General features: G+C 64.8%; 19 protein-coding genes. 9 read left to right on the top strand and 10 right to left on the bottom strand.

Annotation, left to right across the window (positions count from 1 at the left end; translation table 11 throughout):
• The first annotated feature begins 105 nt into the window (after nt 1-105).
• Nucleotides 106-1,152 carry an acyltransferase family protein gene (locus ACZ1G8_RS06745; protein WP_472678687.1) on the top strand — a complete coding sequence of 349 codons (1,047 nt, stop codon included), beginning with the start codon at nt 106-108 and terminating at the stop codon, nt 1,150-1,152.
• Here ACZ1G8_RS06745 and ACZ1G8_RS06740 read toward each other — a convergent pair.
• Together ACZ1G8_RS06740 and ACZ1G8_RS06735 are read right to left on the bottom strand one after the other, a co-directional pair.
• A complete protein-coding gene (locus ACZ1G8_RS06740) occupies nt 1,149-1,475 on the bottom strand; it encodes a TraR/DksA family transcriptional regulator (protein WP_472678686.1) in 327 nt (108 codons plus the stop codon). The two genes, ACZ1G8_RS06745 and ACZ1G8_RS06740, sit on opposite strands and share 4 nt — an antisense overlap.
• Nucleotides 1,472-2,152 (bottom strand): uracil-DNA glycosylase, encoded by a 681-nt coding sequence (locus ACZ1G8_RS06735; protein WP_472678685.1) that lies wholly within the window; start codon nt 2,150-2,152, stop codon nt 1,472-1,474. Before ACZ1G8_RS06735 ends, ACZ1G8_RS06740 begins: the two co-directional genes overlap by 4 nt.
• A gap of 81 nt (nt 2,153-2,233) precedes the next feature.
• Here ACZ1G8_RS06735 and ACZ1G8_RS06730 point away from each other — a divergent pair, with 81 nt between their 5' ends.
• From ACZ1G8_RS06730 to ACZ1G8_RS06715, 4 genes are read left to right on the top strand one after another with little or no spacing between them, the layout of a single operon-like run.
• Nucleotides 2,234-2,857, top strand: a complete 624-nt coding sequence (locus ACZ1G8_RS06730) for a ribonuclease D (RefSeq protein ID WP_221427152.1) — start codon at nt 2,234-2,236, stop codon at nt 2,855-2,857.
• A 19-nt stretch (nt 2,858-2,876) separates the two neighbouring features.
• The gene (lptC, locus tag ACZ1G8_RS06725) at nt 2,877-3,545 is read left to right on the top strand and encodes an LPS export ABC transporter periplasmic protein LptC (protein ID WP_472678684.1); all 669 of its coding nucleotides are present in this window, start codon (nt 2,877-2,879) and stop codon (nt 3,543-3,545) included.
• The gene (locus tag ACZ1G8_RS06720) at nt 3,545-4,096 is read left to right on the top strand and encodes an LptA/OstA family protein (RefSeq protein WP_472678683.1); all 552 of its coding nucleotides are present in this window, start codon (nt 3,545-3,547) and stop codon (nt 4,094-4,096) included. The genes lptC and ACZ1G8_RS06720 overlap by 1 nt, the downstream gene beginning before the upstream one ends.
• Nucleotides 4,096-5,250: a nucleotidyltransferase domain-containing protein gene (locus tag ACZ1G8_RS06715; protein ID WP_472678682.1), complete on the top strand. Its 1,155-nt coding sequence runs from the start codon at nt 4,096-4,098 to the stop codon at nt 5,248-5,250. The genes ACZ1G8_RS06720 and ACZ1G8_RS06715 overlap by 1 nt, the downstream gene beginning before the upstream one ends.
• Here the strand turns inward: ACZ1G8_RS06715 and holA are convergent.
• From holA to ACZ1G8_RS06695, 4 genes are all read right to left on the bottom strand, one after another.
• Nucleotides 5,247-6,290 carry a DNA polymerase III subunit delta gene (gene holA / locus ACZ1G8_RS06710; protein ID WP_472678681.1) on the bottom strand — a complete coding sequence of 348 codons (1,044 nt, stop codon included), beginning with the start codon at nt 6,288-6,290 and terminating at the stop codon, nt 5,247-5,249. The genes ACZ1G8_RS06715 and holA overlap by 4 nt on opposite strands.
• Complete coding sequence (gene lptE, locus ACZ1G8_RS06705) at nt 6,287-6,772, bottom strand: LPS assembly lipoprotein LptE (RefSeq protein ID WP_472678680.1); 486 nt, start codon at nt 6,770-6,772, stop codon at nt 6,287-6,289. The genes holA and lptE overlap by 4 nt, the downstream gene beginning before the upstream one ends.
• The gene (leuS, locus tag ACZ1G8_RS06700) at nt 6,772-9,285 is read right to left on the bottom strand and encodes a leucine--tRNA ligase (RefSeq protein WP_472678679.1); all 2,514 of its coding nucleotides are present in this window, start codon (nt 9,283-9,285) and stop codon (nt 6,772-6,774) included. The genes lptE and leuS overlap by 1 nt, the downstream gene beginning before the upstream one ends.
• 61 nt (nt 9,286-9,346) lie before the next feature.
• Entirely contained in the window at nt 9,347-9,790 is a 444-nt protein-coding gene (locus ACZ1G8_RS06695) for a DUF3576 domain-containing protein (protein WP_247710189.1), read from the bottom strand.
• A 291-nt stretch (nt 9,791-10,081) separates the two neighbouring features.
• Between ACZ1G8_RS06695 and ACZ1G8_RS06690 the strand changes: the two genes are divergently transcribed.
• Together ACZ1G8_RS06690 and phbB are read left to right on the top strand one after the other, a co-directional pair.
• Nucleotides 10,082-10,897 (top strand): hypothetical protein, encoded by an 816-nt coding sequence (locus ACZ1G8_RS06690; protein ID WP_472678678.1) that lies wholly within the window; start codon nt 10,082-10,084, stop codon nt 10,895-10,897.
• Between the two features lie 132 nt (nt 10,898-11,029).
• A complete protein-coding gene (phbB, locus tag ACZ1G8_RS06685) occupies nt 11,030-11,755 on the top strand; it encodes an acetoacetyl-CoA reductase (protein WP_222405625.1) in 726 nt (241 codons plus the stop codon).
• 12 nt (nt 11,756-11,767) lie between these two features.
• Here the strand turns inward: phbB and ACZ1G8_RS06680 are convergent, their stop codons facing one another.
• Nucleotides 11,768-12,532, bottom strand: a complete 765-nt coding sequence (locus ACZ1G8_RS06680) for a DUF4019 domain-containing protein (protein ID WP_472678677.1) — start codon at nt 12,530-12,532, stop codon at nt 11,768-11,770.
• Nucleotides 12,533-12,673: 141 nt separating this feature from the next.
• On the opposite strand from ACZ1G8_RS06680, the gene ACZ1G8_RS06675 reads away from it, so the two are divergent.
• On the top strand, nt 12,674-12,973 hold the full coding sequence (locus ACZ1G8_RS06675; protein ID WP_472678676.1) for a ribbon-helix-helix domain-containing protein: 300 nt from the start codon (nt 12,674-12,676) through the stop codon (nt 12,971-12,973).
• Here the strand turns inward: ACZ1G8_RS06675 and ACZ1G8_RS06670 are convergent.
• On the bottom strand, nt 12,970-13,194 hold the full coding sequence (locus ACZ1G8_RS06670; protein ID WP_472678675.1) for a hypothetical protein: 225 nt from the start codon (nt 13,192-13,194) through the stop codon (nt 12,970-12,972). The genes ACZ1G8_RS06675 and ACZ1G8_RS06670 overlap by 4 nt on opposite strands.
• Before the next feature lie 72 nt (nt 13,195-13,266).
• Nucleotides 13,267-14,550, bottom strand: a complete 1,284-nt coding sequence (gene murA / locus ACZ1G8_RS06665; protein WP_472678674.1) for a UDP-N-acetylglucosamine 1-carboxyvinyltransferase — start codon at nt 14,548-14,550, stop codon at nt 13,267-13,269.
• 127 nt (nt 14,551-14,677) lie between these two features.
• Between murA and galU the strand changes: the two genes are divergently transcribed.
• Nucleotides 14,678-15,565: a UTP--glucose-1-phosphate uridylyltransferase GalU gene (galU, locus tag ACZ1G8_RS06660; protein ID WP_472678673.1), complete on the top strand. Its 888-nt coding sequence runs from the start codon at nt 14,678-14,680 to the stop codon at nt 15,563-15,565.
• A 74-nt stretch (nt 15,566-15,639) separates the two neighbouring features.
• On the opposite strand, the gene ACZ1G8_RS06655 is transcribed toward galU, so the two are convergent.
• Nucleotides 15,640-17,331 (bottom strand): M28 family metallopeptidase, encoded by a 1,692-nt coding sequence (locus ACZ1G8_RS06655; protein WP_472678672.1) that lies wholly within the window; start codon nt 17,329-17,331, stop codon nt 15,640-15,642.
• Nucleotide 17,332: the final 1 nt, after the last annotated feature.

Below are 17,332 nucleotides of genomic sequence, written 5' to 3'. Positions count from 1 at the left end.
GCGCAAGGCTTGTCTTGCAGCCGATTCTGGCACATCCTCCTGTGTGCGGGCGAAACGCCCGCCAATAAGGCCCCGGTCGCACGTGCTGCTCTTGGGGGACCAATCGTGAAGACCGCTCACCTGTCCCAGCTGGATGGACTGCGAGGTTTCGCAGCGCTGGTGGTCGTCATCTCCCACTGCGCGGCCTTCGGTTTCCTGCCGAGCAGTCTCGGCCGCGGCCTCGGGCAAATGGGGGTCGCGCTGTTCTTCTGCCTGAGCGGTTTCCTAATGGCCTATCTCTACCGCGAGAAGGCACTCAATCCGGCCAGTCTCAAGGATTATGCGATCAACCGCGCAACGCGGGTGCTGCCGCTCTACTACCTCGTGGCAACATTCGTGGGGATCTGCTTCCTCGCCTTCGACCTCTCGCTGCTGAAGGTCTTTTCCGTCCAGGACATTATCGGCAACATCTTCCTGCTGAAAGGATCCTCGGTTCTCTGGACTATCCCCGTCGAAGTCCATTTCTACGTGATTTTCGTGGCACTCTGGTTCGCGTCGAATTCGGGCAAGTTCCTGAAGTCGATCGCGCTGCTGGCCGCAGCCCAGATGTCGGCACTGGTGTTCCTCTACCTGATCGACATCAGATACGGGCCGATCCTGTTTTCCTGGCTTCACCTGTTTCTTTTCGGCAGCCTGATCGGCGCCTATTACGAGCCGCTGAAACAAAGGCTCGAAAACTCGAGGCATGCACGGATCATATCAAGCCTCGGATGGCTCGCCCTACTGCTGATGGTGATCGCGCCACCCGAGATCCGGCGCGACCTCGGCTTCACGGTGCTCGTGAATTATCTCGACCCGATCACCTTCGGATACCCGATGCTGCTGCTGTTCTGCAGCGTCTTTCTCCTCGGCCCCTTCGCGCTGTTCAGGACGCCGCTGCTGCGCTGGTACGGCAAGATTTCCTACTCGCTCTACCTGCTGCACCCCTTCGTGATCGACGGCGCCACCGCACTGGCCGAGCGGGGCGTATTCCCACCGGTCATCGGCTTCCCTTTGGTGCTCGGCTTCGCGACACTGCTCGCCGCAGCATCCTTCTACTGGTTCGAACATCCGGTGCAGCTCGCGCTGCGCTCCTACTTTTCGCGGAGACAAGCGAGGGCCGGCCTCGCCTAACCCGCACACTCCACGCATTTCGCCACGCTCGGATCATGCGCCAGACGCTTCTCGGCGACCTTGTTACCGCACACCGTGCACCAGCCCCATTCGCCCTCGTCGAGCCGCGCCAGCGCCGCTTCGATCCGCGCGCGTTCGGCTACGCGGCGTCGCGCGGTCGCCTGTGCCATCGCCTGCTGCTGCATCGCGTCCATCCGGCTGAGACGGCCGACGCTGTCCTGTTGCAATTCGACCGTGTCGCGCGAATCCGCATTGGCCGAATCTTCCGCGTCCAACTCACTGCGGCGGGCAATCAGCCGCTCCCGGGCCTCGTTCTCGGTCATGGCGACCAGTTTATTTCGCCGCGGCCGTTGCTGGCCAAAAACGCGTTCGTGCGGCTGAACGGCTTGGACCCGAAGAAACCGCGATGCGCGGAAAGGGGGCTGGGGTGCGGGCTCTCGATCACGTGATGCGGTCCGTCGCGAAGCCCCGCGATCCGCTTGGCCTTGGCCTGAGCATGGCTGCCCCAGAGAATGAAGACGCTGGGCTCTTCGCGTGCCGCTACCGCCGCGACGCAGGCATCCGTCACCGCGTCCCAGCCGCGCCCCGCATGGCTTCCAGCCTGCCCCGCCTCGACCGTCAGCGTGTTGTTGAGCAGCAGCACGCCCTGCCGCGCCCAGCCCGATAGGTCGCCGTGTCCTGCACGCGGTATGCCGAGATCGGCCTCCAGCTCCTTGTAGATATTGACGAGGCTCGGCGGCACGCGGACGCCTTCGGGCACGGCAAAGCACAGGCCCATCGCCTGCCCCGGTCCGTGGTAAGGGTCCTGTCCGAGTATCACGACCTTCACCTCGTCGAGCGGGGTCAGTTCGAGCGCCTTCAGCCGGCTGCCGCGCGGCGGATAGACGATCTTGCCGTCATCCTCCTCCGCCCGCAGCCAGCCACCCAGCTGGCGCGCCTCCGCGCTCGCCAGAACGGGATCGAGGACGGGTTTCCAGCTTGCAGGCACACTCTCGCTCATGGGCGGCACAATGCGCCCCGGAAGCGCCGGCGACCAGTGGCCCCTTCCCTCCTATCCCCGATGCGCCTAAGGCCCTTCGCCATGGCAGTGCATTTCCACGAAGAAGACCTTCCCGAAGGCGTCCTCGCCGATGGCCCGGTGGCCGTCGATACCGAAACCATGGGTCTCGTCACTATCCGCGACCGTCTGTGCGTCGTCCAGATCAGCGACGGCAAAGGTGACGAGCATCTCGTGCGCTTCGGGCCCGAGAGCACCTATGACGCGCCGAACCTGAAGGCGGTCCTCGCCGATCCGGAACGATTGAAGCTGTTCCACTTCGCGCGCTTCGACCTCGCCGCGATCGAGTACTATCTCGGGGTCACCGCGGCGCCCTGCTACTGCACCAAGATCGCCAGCAAGCTGGTGCGCACCTACACCGACCGCCATGGCCTCAAGAACCTGGTCGAGGAACTTCTCGGCGAGAGCATGTCGAAGGTGCAGCAGAGCAGTGACTGGGGCGGCCCGGTCCTGAACGATGCGCAGCGCGACTATGCCGCGAGCGACGTACGCTTCCTTCACCGGATGAAGGAAGAGCTCGACCGCCGCCTCGAACGCGAAGGCCGCACGGAACTTGCACAGGCCTGTTTCGATTTCCTTCCTGCACGCGCGCATCTCGACATTCTCGGCTGGCAGGACCACGACATCTTCAGCCACGCGTCAGCCTGACAGGAGCACATCGGCCAGCATGGTATTCCGCAAGCGCAGGATCGAAACGCAGGAGGCGAAGCAGCTGCGCTCTCGCCGAAAGCATTTCGCTGCGCCTGGCGGCAGCCACGACAAGCTGGTCCTGTTCCTCTCGCGCGTCTTGCCGATGGGCGTCGGCGTCATCGCCGCGCTGATGGTGATCACGCCCCTGTCCCCGCGCGGCGAAGTGAGCTTCCTGCTCGACCGCAACGAGGTCGCCGTCATCACCGAACGCCTGCGCGTCGACAATGCGCTCTACCGCGGACAGGACGAGCAGGGCCGACCCTTCTCGCTCACCGCGGGCGAGGCCGTGCAGCGATCGAGCGCCGAGGGCATCGTGCGGATGGACGATCTCGTCGCGCGCATGCTCATGGAAGACGGCCCGGCCCGCGTTTCGGCCCCCGGCGGGCAATACGACATCAACGAAGAGACCGTCGTCATCAACGGCACGATGCGCATGGAAGCCGCCGACGGCTACCGCATGCGCGTCAGCGGCGTGTCGCTCAACCTTGAACAGAAAACGCTCGAAGGCGCGGGCGGCGTGGAAGGCGCCATTCCTGCCGGCACCTTCAGCGCGGACAGGCTTGATGCCGACCTGTCCGAGCGTCGGATAACCCTGTCGGGACAGGCGCGGCTGCGCATGGAACCCGGCGAGCTGAGGATGCCCTGATGAAAAGCCACCTACCCACTATGGCCAAGAGCGCCCTTGCCGGCTTCGCGCTGACCTGTGCCGCGCTCGGAGGCATCCAGCTTTCCGCACAGGCGATCGCAAGCCACAACTCGAACGCGCCCGTCTCCTATGCCGCGGACCGGATCGAGCTGCAGGACCGGCAGAACCGCGTCGTGCTCTCGGGCAACGTCCAGATCACGCAGGCGGGCCTCACGCTCAATGCGGCGCGCACGATCGTGAATTATTCGGATGCGGGCAATCTCAGCATCCAGCGCATCATGGCCACCGGCGGGGTCAATGTGAGCCGCGGCAACGAGCGCGCCCGCGGCGATACGGCGGTCTATGATTTCAACCGCCGCGTGATCACCATGGCGGGGAATGTGCGCCTCAATCGCGGCGGCGATACGCTGAGCGGCGGACGCCTTGTGATCGACCTGGCGAGCGGCGTCTCCAGCATCGACGGCCGCTCCAGCGGATCGTCCTCGGTGACAGGCGAAGGCCAGTCTTCGGGCGGCAGGGTTTCGGGCACCTTCTCCGTTCCCGAGAACTGATGAGCCGCGCCCGCATCGGTCGGGCTCTGCTGGCGCTGTGCGGGCACCGCGCGCGTGAATGTGCCGAACCGACCGATAGCGACTGGCGCGAACTCGATGCGCTGGCCGACCAGCACAGGCTTCGTCCATTCCTGCACGGCCGCCTTGCGCGCGGCGAGATCGGCACGGTGCCCCCTGCGATTAGCGAGACCTGGCAAGAAACGCACCGCGCCAACGGCATCGCCATGCTCGCACAGCGCCGTGCACTGCTGCAGGCGGTAGCGGTGCTGGCGGAGGAAGGGATTGCTGCGATCGCCCTCAAGGGTTCGGCGCTTGCCTGGACCGTCTGGCCCGCCCCTGCAGAACGGATCATGCGCGACATCGACCTGCTGGTCGGCGAGCAAGAAGCTCCGGCGGCCTATGCGGCGCTGCGCCGGTCGGGGTGGGCAGCACCGGACCTGACTCTCAAGGAACTTGCGGGAATCGCAGGCTCGCAGGCGCACCTGCCCCCGCTCCATTCGCCGGAAGGCGTGATGTGCGAGCTGCACGCGCATGTCTGGGGCGAAGCGCCGCTGCCGGGATCGACCATGCCGCTCGCCGACGACGCAGGGCTGCTCTCACGCGCCGCTCACGACGAAGCGCTGGGCGCTGCCGTTCCGTCTGCCGAAGACATGCTCGCCCATCTCGTCGTCCATGCCGCCTGCTCGCACCTGCTCAATGTCGGACCGATGGCGCTGGTCGATATCGACCTGTGGTGCACGACGCGGGCAGTCGACTGGGACGCCTTCTGGAAGCGCGCCGCCGCTAACGGGTTCGAGCGTCCGGCCGTGCTGACCTTCGCCTTGGTCGACCGTTGGCGCAGGCCCGGCTTTCTCGCCCGGTCCGGAGCCCCCGCATCACCCGAAGATGACTTGCTGGAGGAAGCGGAAATGCTCCTCGTGCAGGATCTCGATGCCCGAAAGGATGTGAGCGCGCTCGCTTCGGCGGCAACGGGCCAGTTCGGCGGCAGGATCGGACAGCACCCGCTCGACCGGGCCGAGCGCCCTAGCGGAGGACTGGGGCGCGCAGGCCAGCTGGCACAGCGCGCATGGTCCCTCGGACGAAGCGCGCTCGATGGCGACACGCGGCGCGATGCGGTCGCCACGGCACGCCTGCAGAAGTGGATGGAAGGCTAGCGGCGTCCCGCGCCGGCCACGCGGGCAATACCCGTGAGGCCCTGTGCCAGCAGCAGTTCGGAAGACTGGCTGTTGGTCAGCAGTTCGCGGTGGAGCTCGGTCAGGCGCATGGTCAGCCGGTCGAGCTTGGGCCCCCGCCAGCGCTGGACCTGTTCTGAAATGTCGCGCTCTTCCTTCCAGAAGATGCCGAGGCGCGCCTTCTCGCCCTTGTCGAGATCCTGATAGCGGCGATTGCCGAGTGCCGCCGAAATGCGCGCCAGCTGCGCCGCGCGCCGTTCGACCGCGAGCAGCGTGCCAACCGGGTTCAGGCCGATCTGCTTCATGCGCGCAATCTCGGTCGCGACCTTGCCGCCATGGCCCGAGAGCACCGCGTTCACGAGGCTGGCAAAGCCATCCTCCTCGGTGGCGGCGCCGATCGCGTCGAGGTCCTCCATCGTGCCGGGCCGCGGCGACTGCGGGGTCGCATCGAGATAGGTAGCGAGCTTGGTGACCTCGCTCTGCGCGAGCCGGACGTCGAGATTGGCAGCGCGTGCGATCCGCTCGGCGACCGCGCCATCGAGCCGCACGCCAGCTGCATCGCCCATCGCCCGGACGCTCTGCGTCACCGAGCGCAAATCGGGCGGATAGAACATCGCGACGACCGCATCCTTGCGCTTCTCGAGCAGCTTGGCGGTACGCGACTTGTCGGTGGCCGAAGTGGCGACAACGATTACCGGACAGGCCTCGCCCGCGCCCATGTCGCCCGTTTCGAGCAATGTCTTCAGCGCCTCATGCGCCTCGTCGCCGGCAACGCGCGACCAGATGTGCCGCTTGTCGCCGAAGAGCGAGGTCGAGCGCGCCTCGTCGCCGAGCTTTGCCGGATCCGCGCGCAGTTCGGCACCGGGAATTTCGACCCGCTCGCCCGGTTCGGGCAGCATCGATGCGATGTCATTGGCGGCAGCGCTCGCGCCTGCCTCGTCCTGCCCGCAAAAGAAGAAGACCTTGCAGGTCTCCGCCGCGCCGCGCGCCTTGGCAGCGAAGTCGCGTCCGGTAAGTTTCACTGGTCCCGCAGCGTCAGCGCGACGCGAGTCACAATCCGGTCGGCAATCTCGACCGACAGGTTCTCGAGCGCGGTCTGTTCGGCGGCGATGGTCGCATATTCGCTCGAGACGACGTCGATCCCGGCGTCCGCGCCCTCGGTCGCGTCGAGCAGAATTTCGCCCGTGGTCGCGTCGACCAGCTGGTAGCGGGCACGCAAGGTGCGACGCTCGCGGCTGACCGTATCGTCGGCCAGCACAGCCAGGCCCTCGAGGCTGTCGTCAAGTCGCACGTCGAGGCGGTAGCGCGGGGTTGTTGCGCCCGCCGCGCCGAGCTTGTCGTTGAGGTGATTACGCACGAGCCATCCGGCCTTGCCAGGGATCGGCGGCACGTCGACCGCCGCGAGCCCCTGCGCGACCTGCCCGCTACCGCCACCCGCATACATGGGCGAAAGCCCGCAGGAGGACAGCGAAAGTGCGGCGACGAGGGCGAAAGCTATGCGCATCAGGTGACGATATTGACCAATCTGTCGGGCACCACAATGACCTTGCGCACTTCTGCACCGTCGAGCGAGCGCTGCACCTTCTCCGATGCCAGCGCCATGGCTTCGAGGTCTTCCTTCGACGCACCCTTGGGCGCGGTGAGCGTGTCGCGCAGCTTGCCCCTGTGCTGGACGGCGATGGTAACTTCGTCCTCGACCAGCAGCGCCGGATCGACTTCGGGCCATGCAGCATCGGCCACCATCCCGCTCTCGCCGAGACCGGCCCATGCCTCCTCGGCAAGGTGCGGCATCATCGGGGCGACGAGCTGGACGAGGCTGCGGATTGCGTGGCTGCGGCTGGCCGAGTGCTTTGCCTTCTCGACCGCACCGGTGAGTTCATAGATGCGCGCAACTGCCTTGTTGAAGCCCAGCGCTTCGATGTCCTCGGCCACGGCAGCAATCGTCTGGTGCGTCTTGCGCGCCAGCGCCTTGTCCTCGCCTTCGGCTTGCGACTCATAGGCACCGAACAGGCGCCAGAGGCGGTGGACGAAGCGGCTGCACCCTTCGATCCCGGCTTCGGACCAGGGAAGGTCGCGCTCGGGCGGGCTGTCGGAAAGCATGAACCAGCGCACTGCGTCGGCGCCGTAGGTGTCGATGATCGTGTCGGGGTCGACGACGTTCTTCTTCGACTTCGACATCTTGATGACGCGTCCGATTTCGACTGGTTTGCCGTCAGCGGTCAGCGTCGCGCCATCGGCGGTGCGCTCCACCTCGTCGGGCGAGAAATAGACCGGCTTGCCGTTACCGGCACGGCTGTAGGTCTCATGGGTCACCATGCCTTGGGTGAAGAGCGAGGCGAAGGGCTCCTTCACATCGATCTGGCCCATGTGCGCCAGCGCGCGGGTCCAGAAACGAGCGTAGAGAAGGTGCAGGATCGCGTGTTCGATTCCTCCGATATATTGTTCGACCGGCATCCACTTGGCGACTTCCTCCGCATCGAAGGGCTTGTCGGCAGGCTGGCTGGCGAAGCGCAGGAAATACCAGGAGCTGTCGACGAAGGTGTCGAGCGTGTCGGTTTCGCGCTCGGCCTTGCCTCCGCACTTGGGGCAATCGACGTGCTTCCACGTCGCGTGGCGCAGCAGGGGGTTGCCCGGGGTCTGGAAATCGACGTCCTCGGGCAGCGTGATCGGCAGGCTGTCTTTGGGCGCAGGCACTACGCCGCAAGTCTCGCAATGGATGAAGGGGATCGGAGTGCCCCAGTAACGCTGGCGCGAAACGCCCCAGTCGCGCAGGCGCCAGACGGTCTTGCCTTCGCCCCGGCCCTGTTCCTCTATGCGGCGGATGATCTCTCGCTTGGCGTCTTCGACTTCCATCCCGTCGAGGAAATCCGAGTTGACGATCAGGCCATCACCCGCTTCGGCTTCGCCATCGAAAGGCTTGCCCGCATCCTCGACGCTCGGTGCGACGACGCGCGGGATCGGGAGGCCGTATTTGGTGGCGAATTCGAAGTCGCGCTGGTCGTGGCCCGGCACCGCCATGATGGCGCCGGTGCCGTAGTCCATCAGCACGAAGTTCGCGATGAAGACCGGTAGGTCCGCGCCGGTGAACGGGTGCTTGGCGGTGATGCCGGTGTCGAAGCCGAGCTTCTCGGCGGTTTCGAGTTCGGCAGCGGTCGTCCCACCCTTCTTGCACTCGGCGATGAAGGCGCGTGCCTCCTCGCTATCGATGCCTTGTGCCACCGGATGGTCGGCGGCGACCGCAACGAAGCTCGCCCCGAAGATCGTGTCCGGACGCGTCGTGTAGACAGGCAGCTTCTCGCCGTTCGAAAGGTCGAAGCTGAATTCGAGGCCCTTCGACTTGCCGATCCAGTTTTCCTGCATCAGCCGGACCTTGTCGGGCCAGTTCTCGAGGCTGCCGAGACCTTCGAGCAACTCCTCGGCGAAGTCGGTGATCTTGAGGAACCACTGGTTGAGCTTGCGCTTCTCGACCTCTGCGCCCGAGCGCCAGCCCTTGCCATCGATCACCTGCTCGTTGGCGAGCACGGTCATGTCGACCGGGTCCCAGTTGACCTCGCTTTCCTTGCGGTAGACGAGGCCGGCTTCATAGAGATCGATGAAGAGCGCCTGCTCGTGGCCGTAGTAGTCGGGCTCGCAGGTCGCCAGCTCTCTGGACCAGTCGAGCGCGAAACCGAGGCGTTTGAGCTGCGCCTTCATGTGTTCGATATTGTCGCGGGTCCAGCCGCCGGGGTGCACGCCCTTTTCCATCGCGGCGTTTTCCGCGGGCATGCCGAAAGCGTCCCAACCCATCGGGTGGAGGACCTCGTGACCCGTCGCCTTCTTGTACCGCGCGAGCACGTCGCCCATCGTGTAGTTGCGGACGTGGCCGATGTGGATGCGCCCGCTGGGATAGGGGAACATCTCGAGCACGTAGCTCTTGGGCTTTTCGGAATTGCTGTCGGCGCGGAAGGTCTGCGCCTGTTCCCAGGCAGCCTGCCAGCGCGAGTCGGCGCTTGCCGGATCGAAACGGGTATCACTCATTAAGACGCCTGTAAGGATTTCAGGCGCGAATGGAACCCGCTAAGCGCGGGGCTTGCGGCGCCTAGTCGTTGGCGATGGCCTGGCGGCGCAGTTCGCGTGCCTTGGTGAGAATGATGTCTTCCAGCTTCTGGACGGTTGCGGCCTGGACCGGCGCATCGACCCAATTGCCCGACTGGTTGACCTGGCGGCTGGCAGCGACACGCAGCGCGTCGGCGCGAAGGTCGGTGTCGAGGATCGAGACGGTCATCTTCACGCGCTCGCCCGGGTTGCTCGGGTTCGCGTACCAGTCGGTCACGATCACGCCGCCGGCGCTATCGGCCTGGAGCAGCGGAGCGAAGCCCACGGTCTCGAGCGAAGCACGCCAGAGATAGGAGTTCACGCCGATCGTCGAGACCTGAGCCGCGGCGAGGTCCGCACGCGGACGGTCGCTGCTGCCGCATGCCGCGAGCCCGAGGCTGGCCAGCGCGGTGCAAGCGATGGCGAGGGTACGACGGGAATTGCTCATTGCGGTCATGGACGGTCCTTGGATCCTTTTGGTGCAGCGGCTCTATATAGCCTCGGCGCACGGGGGCAAGTTCTGCGTGCTCCCAAGCCGGCTCCTAGACACCCGCCAGCGCGTGAACATCGGCTTAATCGGACACCCCCTGTGCGAATCCCGCAACACCGTCCGGAGTATCTCGAAAGGGCCTGTGGAAAAGCTTCCATTCGTCGCAAGTGAGGCCTACGCTAACTGCCTGTATTGGAGTCGTTTCGGCTTCGTTCGGGAACCGTTAAGCCACAGGCTGCCTTTGGGTAGGTGAACGTTTCCGAATTTCAGGGGATAGAGGCACACACGATGGGCGAGAAGCTGCACAGCAATAGCAAGGGACGGTTTGCGCCGGCCATGCTGGCTGTCGCCGGTCTCGCCTTTGCCATGCCTGCCGCCGTTCTCGCCGTCGGCGCCCCCGACACTTCGAGCGCTGCCCCGGGCGCGATCGAATACCTCCCCTTCACTCCGGCCGGTGCCGATCCGCAACTTGCCCGCAGGGTAGCAGAGGTGATCGGTGAGGACGCGCTGCGGTTCACGCCCGCAAGCAAGCCGCGCCAGTCGAGCGAACGCACCGTCAATTTCGCAGTCCGCGTCGATGATGCGACTGCGCGCTCGATCTCGGGCGGCGACCTGTCCGGAAAGGTCGCTCTGGCTACGCCCGAAGCGATCAGCCCGATTGCAGGCACGCGTTACAATCTCGGCATCGCACGCGGCTTCCAGAGCTTCGCCCAGCCCAGCCGCGCCGTCAGCTCGGCCTCCGTTACGGCCGGCGTTCGCGAAGACTTGCGCGATATCGCCATGCCCGATCTTTCGACCTTCGAGAGCGGCGACGACAAGGGCAAGCCGAGCCGTTTCCAGTCGCGGATCGCGCTCGAACAGCGTGACCGTGCGGGCAGCTCGCCCAACACGCTTCAGGGTGTCGGCTCGCAGCGTGTGGATCTCGGCGGCTCCTACCGCCTGAGCCGCAACCTCGATGTGACTGCCGGTGTGCGCCTGTCGCAGGAACGCGATCGTCTCGCCCCGCTCACCGACGGGGTCGAAGACGACCAGGCCGTCTACGTCGGAACGCAGATCCGCTTCTGACGGCTGCGCTTCGGCGCCTCCCAACCAAAGAATACGATTGTTCGCCTAAGACCAAAGGCGGATTGCCTTTGCGTGGTCGCACATCCACGCATAGGGTGCGGTAACGTTACGGAATGCTTGGGAGATCGAACTATGGGACGTGTTGCCATCGTAACCGGAGGAACGCGCGGTATCGGACGCGCCATCTGCGAGCGCCTTCGTGACGAACGCGGATGCACGGTCATTGCCAATTACGCGGGCAATGACGAAGCGGCGAAGAAGTTCACCGAAGAGACCGGCATTCCGACCGTGAAGTTCGACGTGGGCGATTACGATGCGGTGCAGGAAGCCTGCAAGAAGGTCGAAGAAGAGCACGGCCCGATCGACATCGTCGTGAACAATGCCGGCATTACCCGCGACGGCACGCTCCTCAAGATGAGCTACGAGGACTGGGATGCGGTCATGCGCACCAATCTCGGCGGCTGCTTCAACATGGCCAAGGCGACCTTCGCCGGCATGAAGGAGCGCGGCTGGGGCCGGATCGTCAACATCGGCTCGATCAACGGGCAGGCGGGCCAGTACGGCCAGGTCAACTACGCCGCTGCCAAGAGCGGCATCCACGGCTTCACCAAGGCGCTCGCACAGGAAGGCGCGCGCTTTGGAATTACCGTGAATGCCATTGCTCCGGGCTATATCGATACCGACATGGTTGCCGCCGTGCCCGAGCCGGTGCTCGAGAAGATCGTCGCGAAGATCCCCGTCGGCCGTCTCGGCAAGGCCAGCGAAATCGCCCGCGGTGTCAGCTTCCTGTGCTCGGAACACGCGGAGTTCGTCACCGGCTCGACCATGAGCATCAACGGCGGCCAGCACATGTACTAAGGGGCCGGTCGATCAATCGATCAGATAGCCGACCACTCTCCATTTCCCGTTCTCTTCCTCGAGCGTGACGGTCTCGATTGCTTCATCGCGGTTCTCGAAGCTTGTCGCGAAACGCACGATCGCCTGCTCGAGGTTTTCCCTGCCGTCAGCGCCGGTCTGCACGAGCCCGACTGTGAGCGTGGTGCGCTCCTTCACTTCACCAAGCGGCACGCGCGCCATCTCCGATGCTTCGCGCCAGGTAGTGGCGGTGTTGAGATCGCGAAAGGTGCGGCCCGCCTCGGCAAAGCTCGCGTCCCAGTCGCCCGCATCGACAAGCGCGAGCCATTCCAGCGCTTCGGCCTCGAACCTCTCGACCAGCACCGTTTCGACTGCAGTAGCAGGGTCTCCTTCAGGACGCTCGGTTTCGGGATGTCCACCAAGGGCAAGGGCGGCAGCGATTGCGATAGTCAGCATGACAAGAATTCCTCCAAACCACATGGCCCGACGCGGGGCCGTTTTCGAATGGATGTGATGATCGTGGGTCGCAGCCGGCTGTGCACTCCCCAATTCCTTGCCCGCAAGAATTTCGGGTGTCTCTCCCTCGTGCTCGAAAAGCAGTCGGGCCGCCTCGCGGCTGCTGGTCACGCCCAGCTTGCGGCGTGCAGCGCGCAGGCGGTCATTAATCGTGTGTACGGAGAGCGAAAGTTCGCGCGCCATCGACTTGGCATCGTGCCCGCGCACCATCAGGCGCAGCGTTTCCTTTTCCTTTTCGCTCAGCGCGTCGTAGCCCTCGTCCATGTCCGACTGTCTAGGAACTGGCGGTACGAAGCGCCAACCCCAAAAAATTCAGGGTGATCGCGGCCGCCGAATGCAGGAAAGGTGGCCGGATGCATCATATGCTAATGCACTTCGCGACTCGCATCACTAAGGCCGCTCGGGATGACAACGCCCTACCATCCTCCCGTGAAATACTCGGTCCGTATCGACGGCCACCGGACCTCGATCAGTCTCGAGCCGGTTTTCTGGAACCTGCTGCGCGAAGCGGCCGCGCGGCGCGGGATGGCGGTGAATACGCTGGTTGCGAGCATCGACGCCGAACGCATCCGCAGCGCGACGCCCCCGGGCCTCGCCGGCGCGATCCGTGTATGGCTCGCGACAAACGAGCTTGTCTCCAGATATGAATTGGGCGGCGAGATCGCTCCCGCCGCCCAAGAAAACGGTCTTGCCGACCAGGCTTAGTACTTCGCAGTAGCGTCGCTGGCCGGATAGGTTTCGTCCAGCGCTTCGTCCGTGCTGCTCATCGCATCATGCGTGGTGGTCGATGCCGCTCCCGCATTGCGGAACTGGCCTTCGGGTTCGCCGTCGGCAAATGCGACGCCGTTCTTGTCCACCCGGTTCTTCTCGAAAAAGCGATAACCGGCATAGCCGAGCGCACTAAGGGCTGCGAGCTTGAGAATCATGGTGTCTTTCCTTTCGAAATAACGACTTACCCCACCAACGGTTGGGCGGTCCGAAAGGTCCGAACTCGATCCTCAGTCGTCGCCGACGCGTTCGATATCCGCGCCGACCAGCTGCAGCTTCTCCTCGAGGCGCTCGTAACCACGGTCGAGGTGGTAGAGGCGACGCACCGTGGTCTCGCCCTTCGCGGCAAGCCCTGCGATCACGAGACTCATCGAGGCACGAAGGTCGGTCGCCATGACTTCCGCACCGGTCAGCTCGACCGGCCCGCGCACGACAGCGGTACGCCCCGTGGTTTCGATATTAGCGCCCATGCGGGTGAGCTCGGGAACGTGCATGAAGCGGTTCTCGAAGATGGTCTCCTTGAGAACGCTGGCGCCCTCCGCCTTACACAGCAGGCTCATCAGCTGCGCCTGCATGTCGGTGGCGAGGCCGGGGAAGGGTGCAGTGGTGAGGTTATGCGCCTTGAGCGGACCATTGGCCGCGATGCTCACGCCCTTCTTATCGGTCTCGACCTCGACGCCGATGTTGCGCAGCGCGTGGATCGTCGAACCCATGTCGTCCGCATCTGCGCCCTCCAGCCGCACTTCGCCGCCGGTGATGGCAGCGGCGCAGGCATACGAGCCCGCCTCGATGCGGTCGGGCATCACGCGGTAGGTCGCACCGTGTAGCTTGTTCACGCCGTGGATCGTGAGCTCTGACGTGCCGATGCCCTCGATCTCCGCTCCCATCGCGGTCAGAAGGTTGCACAGGTCGACGATTTCCGGCTCGCGCGCGGCATTGATGAGCTTGCTGGTGCCGTTGCACAGCACGGCCGCCATCAGCGCGTTCTCGGTCGCGCCGACCGAAACCACGGGGAAGTCGAATTCGCCGCCGGGCAGGCCGCCATCGGGCGCGATCGCCTTCACATAGCCCTGCGCCAGTTCGATATGCGCGCCGAAAGCCTCAAGCGCTTTCAGGTGGAGGTCGATCGGGCGGTTGCCGATCGCACAGCCGCCGGGCAGCGACACGGTCGCCTCGCCGGTGCGCGCCAGAAGCGGGCCGAGCACGAGGATCGAGGCGCGCATCTTGCGCACGAGATCGTAGGGCGCGACCGAGCTGGTGATCCGCATCGCCTCGAGCGTGACATTGCGGCCGAACTCTTCGGGGCGCTTGCCGGGGATCGTGTGACTCACCCCGAACTGCGTCATCAGGTGCTGGAAGCCATCGATATCGGCGAGCCGCGGCAGGTTGCGCAGCGTGACCGCTTCTTCGGTCAGCAGGGCGCAGGGAATGAGCGTCAGCGCTGCATTCTTCGCACCCGAAATGGGGATCGTGCCGGAAAGGCGATTGCCGCCGCGAATGAGTAGTTTGTCCATGGGCCCCTGCTCTTAGTGCTCCCGGGCCACTTGGCAAGCGTCACCGCCCTGTCATGCTGCCCGTCCATGCCCCTCCCAATCCGCGAAAGATTGACCAGTTCCGCAGGCCCACCTACCCCGAAGTGCCATGAGCCAGCATAAACCCATCAAAAAAGCCGTCTTCCCCGTTGCCGGCCTCGGCACGCGCTTCCTTCCCGCCACCAAGGCGATCCCGAAGGAATTGCTGCCCATCGTCGACCGCCCGCTCATCCAGTACGCCGTCGACGAGGCGCGCGAGGCGGGAATCGAGCAGATCATCTTCGTCACCGGCCGCGGCAAGACCGCGATCGTCGAACATTTCGACGTTGCCTTCGAGCTCGAGACGACAATGGAAGAGCGCGGCAAGGACATGAGCGTGCTCGACCCGACCCGCGCCACGCCGGGCGATATCATCACCGTGCGCCAGCAGGTCCCGATGGGTCTCGGCCACGCAATCTGGTGCGCGCGTGCGATCGTGGGCGACGATCCCTTCGCCATCCTCCTGCCCGACGAACTGATGGTTGCGAGCAAGGGCGGGACCGGCTGCATGAAGCAGATGGTCGAAGCCTATAACGAGGTCGGCGGAAACCTGATCTCGGTGCTCGAAGTGCCGCAGGAGGACGTGTCGAGCTACGGTGTGATCGCGCCGGGCGCCGATGTCTCGGACACGCTCACCGAAGTCACCGGCCTGGTCGAGAAACCGCCCGTTGAAGAAGCACCATCGAACAAGATCATCTCGGGTCGCTACATCCTTCAGCCAGAAGTGATGCGCACGCTGGAAACGCAGGGCAAAGGTGCCGGCGGCGAAATCCAGCTGACCGATGCGATGGCCCGCATGATCGGCAACCAGGCGTTCCACGCCGTGACCTTTCAGGGCAACCGCTACGATTGCGGCAGCAAGACCGGTTTCGTCGAAGCGACGCTGGCGCTCGCTCTGGAACGCGACGACATGGGCAGCGAGGTTCGCGCAATCGCCGAGCGCCTGCTGGCGCGCTAGTTTTCTCCAAACAAGAAAAGGGGCCGGTCCGCCGCAGGGGTGGACCGGCCCTTTTCGTTAGCAGGTTCAGGCGATCAGCAGCCGGTTTCGGCCGAGGCGCAATTCTCGTCGCGCGTGGCCTTGAATTCGTCGCCCTCGTTCCAGTTTGGCCAGCTGGTGCTCATGCCGAGCATGCGGCCTAGGCGGTAGAACAGCTGCAGGTCGGCCATCACGCCCGACCAGTCCCAATTCGGATCGTATTCGTCCTTGGGGCCGTGGTAGCGATTGTCGCGATAGTCCTTCGCCACGGCAGCGCCGGCCTCGACACCGCCGTCGACGAGATCCTCGCCGCCATCGACATAGAGCATCGGTACGCCGCGCTTGGCGAAAGCGAAGTGGTCACTGCGATAGTAGTAACCGGCTTCAGGGTTCGGGTTGGGCGTCGGCGTGCGGCCATCTGCCTTGAGTGCGGCATTGAGGAATTCGTCGAGCTGGGATTTGCCCGGGCCGACGACGACCACGTCCTTGCTCGGCCCTGCGATCAGGAAAGCATCCATGTTGATGCCGCCGACCGTCTGATCGAGCGGGAACACCGGATTTGCAGCGTAATAGTCCGCACCGAGAAGGCCGGACTCTTCGGCAGTCACGGCAAGGAACACCTGGCTGCGACGCGTGGCGCCCGCCTTCACATGCGCTTCGGCAAGCGCGACGAGCGCCGCGGTGCCGGTCGCATTGTCGACCGCGCCGTTGCAGATGTCGTCACCGTCGGGCGCCGGCGTGCAGCGACCGAGGTGGTCCCAGTGCGCGGTGTGGATGACGTATTCGTCGGGCGCTTCGCTGCCCGGCAGCACGCCGATGACATTCTGCGATTCGAAAGTGCGGATGTCGTTCGAGAAGCTGGTCGATGCGGACAGGCCGAGCGGGACCGGCTTGAAGCCCTTCTTCTTCGCCGCAGCCATGAGCGCATCGACATCCTGTCCGGCTGCTTCGAGTATCTGACGGCCGACATCGTTCTGGACCCAGCCATTCATGACCGTAAGCGGCGGAGCATTCTCGCCGCGCTGGGCATAGGCCTGCGGACCCGACCAGCTGCTTTCGACCACGTTCCAGCCATAGGAAGCAGGTTCGGTGTCGTGGATGATCAGCGCGCCTGCGGCGCCCTGGCGTGCGGCCTCTTCATATTTGTAGGTCCAGCGGCCGTAATAGGTCATCGCCTTGCCGTTGAAGGGGCCTTCCAGGCTCTCGGTGCCGAAGTCGGCATCGTTGACGAGGATGACCGCGGTCTTGCCGGTCATGTCGATGCCTTCGTAGTCGTTCCAGTCACGCTCGGGCGCGTTGATGCCGTAGCCGACGAAGACCAGCTCGCTGTCCTCAAGGCTGACGCTTTCTTCTTCGCGGTAGCTCACGCCGACCCACTGGCTGGCGTATTCGAAGCTCATCTCCTCGTCGCCGCCCGAAATGGTCAGCGGCGCGAAATCCCTGCCGGTGATCTCGACCAGCGGGACGCGCTGGACCCAGCTGCCGTTGTTGCCCGGCTCGAGCCCTGCGGCCTCGAAGCGCTCGGTCAGCAGCGCGACGGTAAGCTCCTCGCCCTTCGTGCCCGGCATGCGGCCTTCGAACTCGTCCGAAGAAAGCTCTTCGGTGATCGATTTCATCGTCTCTTCGGAAATATCGCCGCTGGCGACGTCGGGAATATCGAGCCCGCCGGTGCTGGCGGATTCCTCGATATCGGCGTTGCAGGCGGCGAGCAGCAGTGCCGATGCTGCGACCAGGCTGGTGCGGATCATG

The sequence above is a fragment of the Qipengyuania sp. BR81-2 genome, assembly GCF_055693895.1.
The sequence above is the reverse complement of the archived record's forward strand: the minus strand, read 5'-3'. Positions and strand labels throughout refer to the sequence as shown.

Excerpts from the sequence above, each read along its gene's own strand:
- ACZ1G8_RS06740 (WP_472678686.1), bottom strand. The coding sequence starts at position 1,475 with ATGACCGAGAACGAGGCCCGGGAGCGGCTGATTGCCCGCCGCAGTGAG.
- ACZ1G8_RS06735 (WP_472678685.1), bottom strand. The coding sequence starts at position 2,152 with ATGAGCGAGAGTGTGCCTGCAAGCTGGAAACCCGTCCTCGATCCCGTT.
- ACZ1G8_RS06730 (WP_221427152.1), top strand. The coding sequence starts at position 2,234 with ATGGCAGTGCATTTCCACGAAGAAGACCTTCCCGAAGGCGTCCTCGCC.
- lptC (WP_472678684.1), top strand. The coding sequence starts at position 2,877 with ATGGTATTCCGCAAGCGCAGGATCGAAACGCAGGAGGCGAAGCAGCTG.
- ACZ1G8_RS06720 (WP_472678683.1), top strand. The coding sequence starts at position 3,545 with ATGAAAAGCCACCTACCCACTATGGCCAAGAGCGCCCTTGCCGGCTTC.
- ACZ1G8_RS06715 (WP_472678682.1), top strand. The coding sequence starts at position 4,096 with ATGAGCCGCGCCCGCATCGGTCGGGCTCTGCTGGCGCTGTGCGGGCAC.
- lptE (WP_472678680.1), bottom strand. The coding sequence starts at position 6,772 with ATGCGCATAGCTTTCGCCCTCGTCGCCGCACTTTCGCTGTCCTCCTGC.
- leuS (WP_472678679.1), bottom strand. The coding sequence starts at position 9,285 with ATGAGTGATACCCGTTTCGATCCGGCAAGCGCCGACTCGCGCTGGCAG.
- ACZ1G8_RS06695 (WP_247710189.1), bottom strand. The coding sequence starts at position 9,790 with ATGAGCAATTCCCGTCGTACCCTCGCCATCGCTTGCACCGCGCTGGCC.
- phbB (WP_222405625.1), top strand. The coding sequence starts at position 11,030 with ATGGGACGTGTTGCCATCGTAACCGGAGGAACGCGCGGTATCGGACGC.
- ACZ1G8_RS06680 (WP_472678677.1), bottom strand. The coding sequence starts at position 12,532 with ATGGACGAGGGCTACGACGCGCTGAGCGAAAAGGAAAAGGAAACGCTG.
- ACZ1G8_RS06675 (WP_472678676.1), top strand. The coding sequence starts at position 12,674 with ATGACAACGCCCTACCATCCTCCCGTGAAATACTCGGTCCGTATCGAC.
- ACZ1G8_RS06670 (WP_472678675.1), bottom strand. The coding sequence starts at position 13,194 with ATGATTCTCAAGCTCGCAGCCCTTAGTGCGCTCGGCTATGCCGGTTAT.
- murA (WP_472678674.1), bottom strand. The coding sequence starts at position 14,550 with ATGGACAAACTACTCATTCGCGGCGGCAATCGCCTTTCCGGCACGATC.
- galU (WP_472678673.1), top strand. The coding sequence starts at position 14,678 with ATGAGCCAGCATAAACCCATCAAAAAAGCCGTCTTCCCCGTTGCCGGC.
- ACZ1G8_RS06655 (WP_472678672.1), bottom strand. The coding sequence starts at position 17,331 with ATGATCCGCACCAGCCTGGTCGCAGCATCGGCACTGCTGCTCGCCGCC.